Source organism: Methylobacterium sp. AC690, assembly GCF_979256535.1.
This window is the reverse complement of sequence record NZ_CEEDOX010000004.1, coordinates 301,135-314,093: the sequence shown is the minus strand read 5'-3', so window position 1 is coordinate 314,093 and position 12,959 is coordinate 301,135. Positions and strand designations below refer to the sequence as shown.

The 12,959-nt window shown below is 66.4% G+C and carries 10 protein-coding genes and 1 pseudogene; 8 read left to right on the top strand and 3 right to left on the bottom strand.

The genetic code is table 11. The annotated features are described in order from the left end of the window. Positions 1-74: 74 nt before the first annotated feature. From AC0IY1_RS07020 to AC0IY1_RS07010, 3 genes and pseudogenes are all read left to right on the top strand, one after another. Positions 75-503: pseudogene (locus AC0IY1_RS07020) on the top strand (IS5 family transposase); the annotation flags it as partial. A gap of 34 nt (positions 504-537) precedes the next feature. After that, on the top strand, positions 538-3,336 hold the full coding sequence (locus AC0IY1_RS07015; protein ID WP_471768665.1) for a PAS domain S-box protein: 2,799 nt from the start codon (positions 538-540) through the stop codon (positions 3,334-3,336). 122 nt (positions 3,337-3,458) lie between these two features. After that, complete coding sequence (locus tag AC0IY1_RS07010; RefSeq protein WP_471768663.1) at positions 3,459-5,192, top strand: HWE histidine kinase domain-containing protein; 1,734 nt, start codon at positions 3,459-3,461, stop codon at positions 5,190-5,192. A 131-nt stretch (positions 5,193-5,323) separates the two neighbouring features. Here AC0IY1_RS07010 and AC0IY1_RS07005 read toward each other — a convergent pair whose 3' ends face one another. After that, a complete protein-coding gene (locus tag AC0IY1_RS07005) occupies positions 5,324-6,280 on the bottom strand; it encodes a sensor histidine kinase (RefSeq protein WP_471768661.1) in 957 nt (318 codons plus the stop codon). A 193-nt stretch (positions 6,281-6,473) separates the two neighbouring features. On the opposite strand from AC0IY1_RS07005, the gene AC0IY1_RS07000 reads away from it, so the two are divergent. The 3 genes from AC0IY1_RS07000 (at position 6,474) to AC0IY1_RS06990 (ending at position 7,724) form a co-directional block, all read left to right on the top strand. Next, the gene (locus AC0IY1_RS07000; protein WP_471768659.1) at positions 6,474-6,698 is read left to right on the top strand and encodes a hypothetical protein; all 225 of its coding nucleotides are present in this window, start codon (positions 6,474-6,476) and stop codon (positions 6,696-6,698) included. 101 nt (positions 6,699-6,799) lie between these two features. Continuing rightward, entirely contained in the window at positions 6,800-6,997 is a 198-nt protein-coding gene (locus AC0IY1_RS06995) for a hypothetical protein (RefSeq protein ID WP_471768658.1), read from the top strand. A gap of 559 nt (positions 6,998-7,556) precedes the next feature. Then, positions 7,557-7,724, top strand: coding sequence for a hypothetical protein (locus tag AC0IY1_RS06990; protein WP_471768656.1), 168 nt, complete (start codon positions 7,557-7,559; stop codon positions 7,722-7,724). A gap of 11 nt (positions 7,725-7,735) precedes the next feature. On the opposite strand, the gene AC0IY1_RS06985 is transcribed toward AC0IY1_RS06990, so the two are convergent. Next, on the bottom strand, positions 7,736-8,017 hold the full coding sequence (locus AC0IY1_RS06985) for a hypothetical protein (RefSeq protein WP_056453500.1): 282 nt from the start codon (positions 8,015-8,017) through the stop codon (positions 7,736-7,738). 68 nt (positions 8,018-8,085) lie between these two features. Next, complete coding sequence (locus AC0IY1_RS06980; RefSeq protein ID WP_471768655.1) at positions 8,086-8,439, bottom strand: hypothetical protein; 354 nt, start codon at positions 8,437-8,439, stop codon at positions 8,086-8,088. A gap of 362 nt (positions 8,440-8,801) precedes the next feature. Here AC0IY1_RS06980 and AC0IY1_RS06975 point away from each other — a divergent pair, with 362 nt between their 5' ends. Both AC0IY1_RS06975 and AC0IY1_RS06970 read left to right on the top strand, forming a co-directional pair. Next, the gene (locus AC0IY1_RS06975; protein ID WP_471768653.1) at positions 8,802-10,313 is read left to right on the top strand and encodes an ATPase domain-containing protein; all 1,512 of its coding nucleotides are present in this window, start codon (positions 8,802-8,804) and stop codon (positions 10,311-10,313) included. Then, on the top strand, positions 10,310-12,358 hold the full coding sequence (locus AC0IY1_RS06970; RefSeq protein WP_471768652.1) for an ATP-binding protein: 2,049 nt from the start codon (positions 10,310-10,312) through the stop codon (positions 12,356-12,358). The genes AC0IY1_RS06975 and AC0IY1_RS06970 overlap by 4 nt, the downstream gene beginning before the upstream one ends. The last annotated feature ends 601 nt before the right edge of the window (positions 12,359-12,959 follow it).

The following is a 12,959-nucleotide window of genomic DNA, read 5'->3' as shown; positions in this document are numbered from 1 at the left end:
CGCTCCATCCCTCGTGTGAGCCACACTGCAAACCTAGCAGTGAAGCCCAGTGAGGGGCGGGCCATCCATAAAGGGGGGCCTGGAGCCAGGCCATTGGCCGCTCGCGCGGCGGCTTCACGAGCAAAATCCATTGCTTGGCCGATGGTCGTGGCCGACCGGTTGCGTTCACCCTGACCCCCGGCAACGTGGCCGACATCACCATGGCGCTACCGCTGCTGCAGGCTGTCGTGCCGCCCAAACGCCTGATTGCCGACAAAGCCTACGATGCGCAGAGCTTGAGGGATTGGCTCAAGAGCCGCCGGGTGATCGCCACCATTCCGTCCACGGCCACCCGGACGGTGCCCTACAAGCACAGTCGGATCGCCTACCGCCGGCGCAATCGCATCGAACGCCTGTTTGGCCATCTCAAAAACTGGCGGCGCGTCGCGACCCGCTACGATCGCTTGGCCTGCAACTATCTCGCTGCCATCGCGCTCGTTTCCTGTGTCGTCGCATGGACCTGAATGAGTCCCCTACCTAGGCGTACGCGAAACCCCATTGGAGACATCGTTCTGCCGGCAGGCGATCCTGCAGGAAGACTTCCTGTACGTTCCCGATGCGACCCGCGATCCGCGCTTCGCGGGCAACCCGCTCGTCACCGGGGACCCTGGCCTGCGCTTCTACGCCGGTGCCCTTCTCAAAACCGCCGAAGGCCATCCCATCGGCACGGTCTGCGTCCTCGACACCAAGCCGCATGAACTGACGGAGCGCCAGCGCAAGGGCCTCGCCCGCCTCGCCCGCCAGACCATGGCACAGATGGAGCTGCGGCGGTCGTTGCATGCCCAGGAAGAAGAACGCCTCCTTCACGAGCGCATCCTCGACAGCGCGACGGACTATGCCATCGTGTCCACCGACATCGACGGCCGTGTGACCCGATGGAACACAGGTGCGGAGCGTACCCTCGGTTGGACGCAGGCAGAGATGCTGGGTGAGGCGGTAGACGCGTTCTTCACGCCCGAGGACCGCGCGAACGTACGGCCGGACGCAGAGATGGGGCTGGCCGCGAAGAATGGCAGCGCGCCCAACGAGCGCTGGCATATGCGCAAGGATGGCAGCCGGTTCTGGGCGTCGGGCGAGATGATGCCCCTGAGATCGGACGACGGGCGAACTGTCGGATTCCTCATGATCCTGCGGGACCGCACCGAGCAGCGTGAGACCGCCGCGGCGCTGCAGGCGAGCGAGCTTCGTTACCGCTCCCTCGTCGAGGTCAGCCCCCAGGTGGTCTGGTTCGGAGACGCCGACGGTAACGTCACCTACTGCAACGCTTATTGGTACAACTACACCGGCCTGCCCGCGGACGAGACAGGGGAGACGAGTTGGATGGGCGTGATCCATCCCGAACATCGTGAACCGACGCGCCGGGCTTGGCTGGCGGCGGCGGGATCGGGGCAGCCTTACGAAGTGGAGTTCCTGCTGCGCGGCGCCGATGGACGGTATCGGTGGTTCCTGTCCCGGGCGCGGCCGGTCTGCGACGCCAACGGAGCCGTGCGCAGCTGGATCGGCACATCCCTCGATATCCACGAGCGCAAGGTGGCCGAAGAGCGGTTCCAGACCCTCACTGAGCTCGCGCCGACCGTCATCTGGTTTGGCGACCCCGACGGTAGCCTCAGCTATCTCAACGACCGCTGGTACGCCTACACGGGGCAGACGCCGGAGCAGGCGCTGCCATCCGGATGGGCCGACGTGATCCATCCTGACGACCTGCCCGGGCTGACGGAGGCCTGGGAGACAGCGCGCACGGGCGAGGTCGTCTATGACACCGAGGCACGCCTCCGTCGGGCGGACGGGACCTACCGCTGGTTCCTGATCCGGGCGGAGCCCATGCGGGACGGCGCCGGAGTGATTGTGGGCTGGCTCGGGAATACCAGCGACATTCATGACCGCCGCCAAGTCGAGGAAGTCCTTCGCGAGACACGCGAGCAGTTGCGCCTCGCGGTCGAGGCGACGGGTACGGGTATCTTCGACTTCGACCTCGTGTCGAACGTGCTGAAGTGGGACGTGCGCACGCGCTCCTTCTTCGGCCTGGGGCCCGATGCCCACGTCGACCTCGACGTCTACCTCGCCCGCTTGCACCCGGACGACCGCGAGAGGGCGGACGCGGCGGTCACCGCCGCCATCGATCCGGAGGGCGACGGCGTCTACGACATCATCTACCGCACCATCGCTTCGGAGGACGGGATCGAGCGCTGGGTCTCCGCCAAGGGGCAGACCCTGTTCGAGGACGGGCGACCGCTTCGCCTCATCGGAACGGCGCGCGACATCACCGAGGCCCGGCAGGCCGAGCAGACCCTGCGCGAGACGGAGGAGCGCTACCGACTGGCCTCCCGCGCCACCAACGACGCGATCTGGGACTGGAACCTCGCCACCAACGAGGTCCTTTGGAACGACGCGCTCCAGGCGGCCTACGGCCATTCGCCGGAGGCCGTGGAACCGACCGGCGACTGGTGGATTGGGCACATCCATCCCGAGGACCGCGGACGCATCGACGCATCGATCCATACGATCATCGACAGCACCGGAACGGCCTGGACCGACGAGTACCGCTTCCTTCGCGCGGATGGCTCCTACGCCTACGTCCTCGACCGGGGCTACGTCATCCGTAACGGAGCCGGGCAAGCGGTTCGGATGATCGGCGCCATGCTCGACATCTCGGAGCGTAGGAAGGCCGAGGAGCACCAGCGCCTGCTCACGGGTGAGTTGCAGCACCGGGTGAAGAACACGCTTGCCCTGGTACAGGCCATCGCTAGCCAGACCCTGCGCGGATCGACCGACGTCAACGAGATGCGGGAAGCGTTCGCCGCCCGGCTGATCTCGCTCGGCCGTGCGCACGACATCCTAACCGCGGCGAGCTGGACGGCCGCCCCCATCGCGGAGGTGGTGGACGGGGCGCTCGGCGTGCATGTCGGGGCGGCAGGCGGACGCCTCCGTACGAGCGGGCCCAACGTCCTCCTGGCAGCCAAGGCCGCCCTGTCGCTTGCCTTGTCCCTGCACGAGCTCGCCACGAACGCGGCCAAGTACGGGGCGCTTTCCAACGATACGGGCGTCGTCGACCTGCGCTGGCACGTGGTGCACGAGAGCGACGCCCCGCGTTTCTGCCTGACGTGGTCCGAGCAAGGGGGCCCGCCCATCCTCACCCAGCCATCCCGGAAAGGTTTCGGCTCGCGTCTGATCGAGCGGAGCTTCGCGGCTGAGGTCGGCGGAGAGGTCAAGCTCACCTACGCGCCAACAGGCCTCGTCTGCCGATTGGAGGCCCCCCTGGCTTCGATGCAGGAGATCCTCAATGTCGCCGCAGCCTAACGTGCGGATCCCCATAGACATAGCATTCATGGCCCTCGCCGGAGGCGTAGGCCACCCCATGTCTCGGGGCGCTGAGCCTCGATGCACGTCCCGCGAAGCCAGGGCGCTGGGTTAATCCATCCATGTCGCTGACCAAACGCATCATAGGGCTTGTCGCGCTCGCGCTCATGCCCGCTCTCGCCATCCAGGGCTACAACGAGTACGCGCTTCGCTCCGCGCGGGGCGAGGCCGTGCGTGGCGAGGCGATGCGCGCCGCCCGCAGCGTCGCCGCCGACCTGGGGCAGTTCGGGCGCGGCACCCGGCAGGTCCTTGGCATCCTCGCCGAGGTGCCGGAGATCCAGGGTAAGGACCCGGAGAGCTGCACGGCCTACCTCAGAACCTTGCTCGGCAAGGTGCCGGGCGCATTCTTCTTCGGGGTGGCGGACACGGACGGCAGCATCGTCTGCAACACCCTCGGAACGGCGCGTGGCGCGTACAACCTGGCCGACCGCGGCTACTTCCAGGACGCGATGCGGACGGGTGGGTTCACCGTCGGAGGGTTCGTGACCGGGCGAATCACCAAGCGGCCAACCTGGCAGTTCGCCCAGGCCATACCAGGACCCGATGGTCGACCGGTCGGAGTCGTAGTAGCGAGCATTGATCTGGATCACCTCGCCGGACACCAAGCACGGGCCGGGCTCCCTCCGGACGCCACCCTGACCGTCGCCGACCGGAACGGCTCCATCCTGCTCCGGTTGCCCGATCACGCCGAGTGGGTCGGCAAACCGCTACCGCCAGCGTTTTGGTCGGCGGTCTCCGGGAACCGGGGCAAAGTCATGGACCTACCTGGCCTGCGTGGGAACATGCGGATCACGGGCATCGCCGCCGAGACGCCGGACGACCTCGATGCCGTCACAGTCGCCGTCGGTCTCTCGCCCGCGGCGGCCTTCGCGGACATCGACGCGGCCACGCAGCGAGGCGTGATTCTTATCATCCTGAGTGCCCTCGGGGCCCTCGTCGCGGCGTTCCTTGCCGGGCGCGCCTTCATACGTCGTCCCGTGCAGCGCCTGCTGCGGGCTGCCTCCGCTTGGCGGCTCGGCGATCTCGGCGCGCGGTCCGGGCTCTCGGGACCCTCGGAGTTCGGCCGGCTCGGCGAGGCCTTCGACGCCATGGCGATCTCGCTGCAGAAGCATGAAGGCGAGCTACGTTCCGAGATCTCGCGGAGCCACATCCTGCAGGAGCGTCAGACTATGATGCTGCACGAGCTCAACCACCGGGTCCGCAATACGCTCACCACCGTGCAGTCTCTGGCACGCCAGTCGCGCCGGACCGACGAGACCGGCGAGCGGCTGGAGGGACGCATCATATCCCTCTCGAAGACCCACGACCTGCTCTCGCGCGATGACTGGGCCGGGGCGTCGCTGCGGACGGTACTGGAGAACGAGCTCGCCCTTTTTCGCGATGGCGGCGAGGACCGGTTCCGTATCGACGGTCCCGACATCGACTTGCCGCCGCGCTACGTTCTGGCTCTCGGCATGACGCTGCACGAACTCACCACTAACGCCGCCAAGTACGGGGCCCTCTCCGATGAGGCGGGGCGCGTGGACATCACGTGGCGCGTGGCGACAACGGAGGGCGGCGCCCGCAGGCTCGCGATGGAATGGCGCGAGAGCGGCGGGCCGGCCGTCGCGGTGCCGCGCCGCAAGGGGTTCGGCACGCGCCTGATCAACGGTGGCATCAGCCACGAGCTCGGGGGAACGGTGCACCTCGACTTCGACGCCGCTGGGCTAAGCTGCGTCATGAACGTGCCGCTTGACGAGCAGGACCGATTCACCTCGTTCCGGAAGGGTTCGGGTCAACCTCTCTCTGCAGCCTGATCGGCTACGTGCGCGTGACGCACCGTTCGTACGCAGCAAACCAATCAGGTTGCCGGTAAATAGGGCAAGACCGGCCTTTTTTCGGATTCAGGCCTACTCCGCATGTCTCACAGCTGTCCGGACAGGCCATTTCACGAAGCGAGATAAGCCTTGTTCATCGTGAGGGTGGCGACGACACCGGCCGTATTCCATTCCCGATGCATCGAGCCGTCAAGTTGCCGGGTCATAGCACGTTCGAGAAGCTTGCTTCCGTATCCCCCGGGCCCGGAAGGTTCGACCACCGCGGGCCCACCCCTCTCCGTCCAAGCGATCATGAACACGTGCTCCTGCGAGGAGCAGGACACGTCGAGGGTGCCCGTCGGAACCGAGAGCGCACCGTACTTGATGGAGTTGGTGGCGAGCTCGTGCACGACAAGCGCCAAAGTCGTCGCCGCGGCCTCTCCGACGCCCATCCGCGGCACGGACACCCGGATGCGGCCGCTGAAGGCACCCATGTCGTCGTAGGGCGCCAGGAGGATCGCGATCAGGTCGCCGAGGAGCGCTGCCTTGCCCTCGCTGCCGGGTAGAGGCCGGACGAGGTCGTGGGCCCGGTCCAGGGCGGTCAGGCGTTGCGTGAGCTCGCGTGCCATGTCGACGGAGGTGGTCGTCGAGCGCGAGGTGATGGCGGTCAGGCCGGACGCGATGGCGAGCAGGTTTTTGACCCGGTGGCTCATCTCGCCGGCGAGAAGCTCATGGCCCTCCTCGGCCTGCTTGCGGCCGGTCACGTCGAGGAAGACGCCGAACATGGTCCGGCCGACGATGTTGTGGTCGTTGCCCTGGCCCCGGGCCGAGACCCAGCGCACCTCCTTGCCGTGCATGATGCGGAAGTCGATCTCGTAGGTGCCCATCAGGGCCCGCGTCGCCGAGAAGGCCGCGCGCACCCGGTCGCGGTCGGCGGGGTGGATGAACGCCGACAGGTCCTCGAAGGTCACCGTCCGGTCGAGGGGTGCCCCCCAAAGGCCGTAGCCGCGCGCGTCCATCGTGAAGGAGTCGTCGTCGACGTTCCAGGACCACAGCGCCACCCCCGCCGCGTCAACGGCGAGGCGCAAGTGATCCGCCGTCCACGCGGCCGGGCTCGGGGTTTCAGTTTTCACGGGATGCACCCTGCAGGCAGGATCATAAAATCCTCAAGCCAATCCGTGTCAATGAGCGCATCTCGGCTGTCCGAAGGCCATTGCCAGGCAGTCCACGCGAGGACTGATACCGCTTGGTCTGGACGCGCCGACGTGGGATGACAATACGATGCGCATTCCCTCGTTGCCCAATCACAGCGTGGCCGTCTCGGCTTGCCGGAGCGACAAGGGCCGCTTCCGATGGGCGGTCACGACGGCGGGCTATCACCCGTACCGGTCCCAGGGTTCCTACCCCTCCGCCTCCGCTGCCCTCGCGGCCGGAATCGCTCAGGCTCACGCCCTGGCGGAGTGGCAGCCGATCAGGGCACGGATCTACGACGGGAGTTGGATGTGACCGTGTCCGTCGAGCCGGCGGCCGAGTCGGCGGGGCAATCCGCGATAAGCTTAGGCGAATATCCAATCGTGGCGCATACTCGAATCCTCACAGGATGCCCCATGCCCATCATCGAAATTCGACGTATGCCGCGTTCATCGGCTGCGCGAGCGGCCATCGTCGGAGCAACTCGCGCGTTGGAAACAGCCTTCCCGGTCATAATTGACGAGGCCGTGCTGAACAGGCTCGGCAAGGCCGTGACGGCCCTCTTCGAAGCCGAGGCGGTTCTTGCGTTACGAGGCGTGCCCGAGGCGGCATGAAACCCTGCCGGAACATTATGCCGAGGACGTAACGGCCACTTCCGACGTCAGGGCACGGGTGGTAGCGTCGTCGTCGGCTCCCTGCCGTCCATCCGGTCGGCGTAAGGGGGAACGTCCACGAGCGTTCCGATCAGGCGCAGAAGCGCCTGCTGCTCGGGCTTGCCCGTTCCGTCGCTGAGGAAGGCCCCAAGCTCGACGTGGCGGAGCCGTCCGCCGGATGGGCCGTTGGGTTGGTGGATGACGAACGCCCGACCATTTGTCGGCTCCCGCCCGAGGTGCCAGGAGTCTCCGTTGGGGCTTTGGTAGAGTTCCCGTCTATCCGACATCAGGCCCGCCCCTTCGATTGTGCTCGATCATACGTGAAACGGAGGGAGAGTGCGAGAACCGGTCCGAAGCGGACAAGAATCTAACAAGATGGGCGAATAATCCGCCCGACGGTTTTACACATGCGACGAACGCTTCGTGCTAGAAGAATTTGTCGACATTGGTCGGCGGGGGTCGATCAATGCCCATAAGAACACCGATTTCAGGTATTCGGCGGCCGGAATGCCTTGCGGAGTTGAACGCCTGCATCGTCGATGCGGAGACCTCAACGTCTGCGCAGGCCGTCACCACCATGATCCTCGCTGCGACAGGTTTCGACACCTCCGATGCCTTGCAAGGGCTGTGTGCCGACATGGACGCGCTAGCAATGTTGCGGGACGTCCGGCGCAGCTTCCTGGCGTAATCCACTGATACTCAAGGGCGGGTAACAAGCGACGCGACTTCGTCACCATCCCATCGGACATGAAAGCCGGCCTCACCGGTCGCTTCCGTCACGACGGCTTTCCAATCCGACCTGGGGCGGTCGGCGGCACGGGCATGGACGAGTTCGCAGATCCGCGAGACGCTGCCGACCGAGGTCGCACCGCGGGCAGTCCAATGGCGGTTCAGGCTGGCGAAGGCGACATCGTACAACGCCGCCTGTTCGGCGGCGGCAAGGTCCAGTCGCATGTCCTCGAATTCGGCGGGTCCCAGCATCACCTTGCGCTCCCATGTCGATGGCGGGCCGATCAGGGCCGATCCCGGACCGGCCCATTATGTGGTGCCTACGGCAGGGCGCCGATCATGCCCTTGGCCTCGCTCATGGTGTTCTCGCAGGCGCGCTTGTCGCCGCGCCGGTCCTCGTCCGCCGCGCGAATGATCAAAGTCCTGGCTGACGCCACGTGATCGGCCGTCGAAACCATGTCGCGGTCGCTCGGCGTGCCCGTGCGAACGCCTTCGACGCCACGGGGTGATCCCGTCCGGACGCTATGGCCGTCCTGCAGGCCAGTGACCTGGACGGCTCCGGCGCTGTCGAGACGGCGTTCGATGGTCCCGATCTGCTCGGCGCAGGACGATGCGAGCGCCGGAAGCGGCGAGAGCACGAGGGTAAGGGTCGCGAGGATTGGGGCGAGACGCATCGTGGAGCCTTCCGAGGGTGGCAGCAGCGAGGTTCCCTCCGGCGGACGGATCTCTTCGTGCCGTCCCTCACGCGGCGATGCGAGGGTAGCAGTGATACAACGACCGAGACCGCAACATGTTGCATCGCAACATCGCGGGCGGGGCTGATCTGTTTTCGTATCGGCCAAGACCAAGTGTCAGATTTTGACTAATGAGCCGACTGCTCCTTGCGGATGAGACGGACTGATTGCCCAGGCCACGAAGGTCGGGCGAATGCCATGGGACTAAACCGCTAAGCCGGCGTTGTCGTCCGAATGCATTTTCCAAGGTACCTTTGAGCCCATGACGCGGGCTTTGGTTGCCACGAACCGGATGCCGCCTAATGACAGAACTTGCCGCGACGCATGCCCCCAGGGGTCGCGACGTCCTGTCGACGGGCATTGCCGGCCTTGACGAGATCCTCGACGGCGGCCTGAAGCGCGGACGCCTCTACCTGCTCGAAGGGACCCCCGGCACCGGCAAGACGACGGTCGGCCTTCAATTCCTTCTCGACGGCGTCGCGCGGGGGGAGAAGGGCCTCTACGTCACCCTGTCGGAGAGTGCCGACGAGCTTGCGTTCGCAGCTGGGACGCACGGGTGGTCCCTCGACGGCATCGAGGTCTACGAGCTTGTCAACGAGCTCGGTCTCGATCCCGACAGCGAGCAATCCGTGCTGCATCCCTCCGAGGTCGAGCTGGGTGAGACCGTCCGGGAGGTGATCGACCGGGTCGACAGCCTCAAGCCGCAGCGGGTGGTGTTCGACAGCCTGTCCGAGCTCCGGCTTCTCGCCCAGAATCCGCTCCGCTACCGCCGCCAGATTCTGGCCCTGAAGCAGATGTTCGCGTCCAGGCAATGCACAGTCTTCCTGCTGGACGACGGGACCGCCGACGTCCAACTCCACAGCATCGCCCACGGGGTGATCATGCTGGAGCAGGTCCGGCGCGGCTTCGGGGCGGCCCGTAGGCGCCTCGACGTCCTGAAGATGCGCGGCGTCAAGTTCCACGGCGGACTTCACGACTTCGTCCTGGATACGGGCGGCGTCGAGGTATTCCCCAGCCTCGTCGCGGACGACCATGCCGCGGAGTTCGACATGACCCCGGCCTCGACCGGCTCGGACGAACTCGATCTCCTTCTGGGCGGAGGGCTGGCGCCTGCGACCAACACCCTGCTGCTCGGTCCCTCGGGTGTCGGCAAGACCACCACGGCAGTCCGCTGCATGCTTGAGGCTTTGGACCGGGGGCAGAAGGCGACTTACTTCCTGTTCGACGAGGGCCGCCAGACCATGCTGACGCGCGCCAGGGCGCTGGGCATGGACCTCGACGTCCATCTCTCCAGCGGCAGCCTCGTCATCGACGAGATCGAGCCGGCCGAGTTCTCGCCCGGCGAGTTCGCCTGCCGGGTGCGCAACACCGTGGAGACGCGGGGCGCGAGCTTCATCGTGTTCGACAGCCTGAACGCGTACATCCACGCCATGCCGGGCGAGGAGTACCTCATCCTCCAGATGCACGAGCTCCTGAACTACCTGAACCAGAAGGGCGCCACGACCCTCCTGGTCCTCGGTCAGCACGGCGTGATCGGCGACGTCCGGTCCGACATCGACCTGAGCTATCTCAGCGACGGCATCCTGCTGTTCCGGTACTTTGAGGCCAACGGGGCGGTCCGGACCGCCCTGTCGGTGGTGAAGAGTCGGGTCAACGCCCATGAGCGCACCATCCGGGAACTCAAGCTCTCCCCCGTCGGTCTCCAGGTCGGCGCCGCCCTCTCCGACTTCCAAGGTATCCTGTCCGGATTGCCGACCTACGACGGCAAGGTCGCGCTGATCCCGGGCGCCGCCGAGCCGGCGCCGGCGGTATGACCCCGGCATCCGTTCCCGATGGGGAAGGCGTCCTGATCCTCGCCCCGCGCGGACGCGACGCCCTCGTGATGGCGCAGCTCCTGGGCAAGTCCGGCGTCGGCGTCACCGTCTGCGCCGACAGCGCCAAGTGGCTCGATGGCCTCCGCTCGTCCGCCGCCACATCCATCGTGACCGAGGAGGCGCTCCTCGACGTCGATGCGGCATCCCTGGACGCCTGGGTAGCGTCCCAGCCACCGTGGTCGGACTTCCCCTTCATCATGCTGGCGACGCGGCAGGCCGGGCGGCGCACGGCCCAGGCCGCCGCAGTGATCGAGCGACTCGGCAACGTCGTCCTACTGGAACGTCCGATTAACGCCGAGACGCTCCTCAGTGCGGTCTCCTCGGCTCTCCGTGTCCGAAGGCGCCAGTATCAGGCCCGGCAGCACATTCGGGAACGCGAGGACGCCCAGGGACGCCTGCGCATCGCGAACGAGACCTTGGAGCGTCGTGTCGAGGAACGCACGCGCGAGGTCGAGGCGGCGCGCGAGACCCTGGCCTTCGCGCTCGATTCCGCCGGCATGGGGTCGTGGGATCTCGACCTCGTCAACGACATCACCCGCCGCTCCCGTCGGTACGACGCGATCTTCGGCTACGACTCGCCTGTCTCGTCGTGGGGCAGGGCCACCTTCCTGGCCCACGCCGTGCCAGAAGATCAACCCATGGTCGAGGCCGCCTTCGCGAAGGCAGCCGAGACCGGGACCTTGGACCTGGAATGCCGGATTTCACGGTCCGACGGTGCGATCCGCTGGATCGCGGCCAAGGGTAAAACCGAGTACGGCGGCGACGGAAGGCCCGTCCGCATGGCGGGCATCGTCGTCGACAGGACCGACCAGCGGAATACCGAGGAGGCGTTGCGGCAGGCCCAGAAGATGGAGGCCATCGGGCAGCTGACAGGCGGCGTGGCGCACGATTTCAACAACCTACTTACGGTCATTGTGGGCGGCCTCGACATGATGCTGCGCAAGCCGGAGAACACGGAGCGCGTCGTCCGTTTGGCGGAGGCGGCGATGAGCGCGGCGCGGCGCGGCGAACAACTCACCCAGCAGCTTCTGGCTTTTTCCCGCAGGCAGATGTTGCGGCCCCAGACCATCAACCCCAACCGCCTTCTCTCCGAGTTCAAGCCACTAGCCGAACGGGCGGCTGGCGGCGCCATAGAGCTCCTGCTTGAACTCGACCCTACCATCGACCCGATCCGGATCGACCCGGCCCAGTTCGAGGCGGCGGTGCTCAACCTCGTCGTCAATGCCCGCGACGCGATGGAGGGGGGCGGCTCGCGGATCGTCGTGCGGAGCAGGAACGTGCATCTCGACACCGCGGCGGTGGCCGACAGGGGCGTTCCGCCGGGAGCCTATGTCGAGGTCTCGGTGACAGACCAGGGCAGCGGGATCTCCCCGGAGACCATGGCTCGGGTGTTTGAGCCATTCTTCACCACCAAGGAAATCGGCAAGGGAACAGGCCTTGGCCTGTCGCAGGTGTACGGCTTCACCCGTAGCGCCGGCGGTTTCGTCGGCATCGACACGGAACTCGGTGCCGGCACCTCCTTCCACCTCCTGTTCCCCCGCTCCGCGGAACCGGCTGGCGAGGAGGCAGGCTCCGGCAGTGGCAACCTTCCGCTACGCCGGGCAACGGAAGGCGATACTGTGCTCCTGGTCGAGGACGACGAACAGGTACTGGGCATGGCCATCGAGAGCCTGGAGGAGCTCCACTACCGCGTGGTCGTGGCTCGCAACGCCGCGGAGGCCCTCGTCCATCTCCAGGGCGTCGCCCGGATCGACATCCTGTTTTCCGACGTAATGATGCCGGGGGGCATGAACGGTTCGCAGCTTGCCGTCGAGGCCCAGCGCCTCCGACCCGGCCTCAAGGTCCTTCTAACCTCCGGGTACGTCGCCAACCTCGAAGAGGGCCAGGTGATCGGGCGTGGTGATCTCCCGGTCCTCAACAAGCCTTACCGGCGGGATGAGCTCGCTCATTCGCTCCGTGTCGTCCTCGGTGGAAAGCGAACCTAGGCGAAGGTGACGGAGCCGCGGGTCTTCCTCACGCCCAGCCATGCCCATACCTCGGTCTGGCAAAGCCTCGAATGCCTCATGGCGCGATCCGGTTTGTATGGGTACGCACATCGCGAACCTTTCACCAGACAACAGCGCGGGAACGAGGTTGGTGTGCCGGCGCCCCCCTCGACAGCTTGCGGGGGAAGGGTCGCCGCGCGGGGGGAGGCTGGGAAAACATGGCTGACGGAACGCGGGATAACCGTGGACGCGGACCGCGCCCCGACGGGCTGCGCCGTCCTGTCCGGCAATACTGCGATGGGTGCGTTGTTCCGGGCCCACGAATAGTCCGCATCCCCGTTCGGGTCTTCTGAGACTTGGCCCCCCTGCCTGCGGGCCACCGGGAGACTGATGCTCAGCTCGCCTCTCACGATGTTCGTGGCCTCAGGCTCCAATCTGGGTTTTCGTCCAGGGTGCCGGGCCCGTTGGAAATGACCGCTTTTGGGTAACGCCCCAGACTTCTGGCTACGTCGTGGTCGGGTCGGCTTCGGTCAGTCCGCACTACAACTGGGTTGGTGGTTTCCTGCCAGTTCGCTTTTGTGGAGCAGCCCCGTGGAAGCGG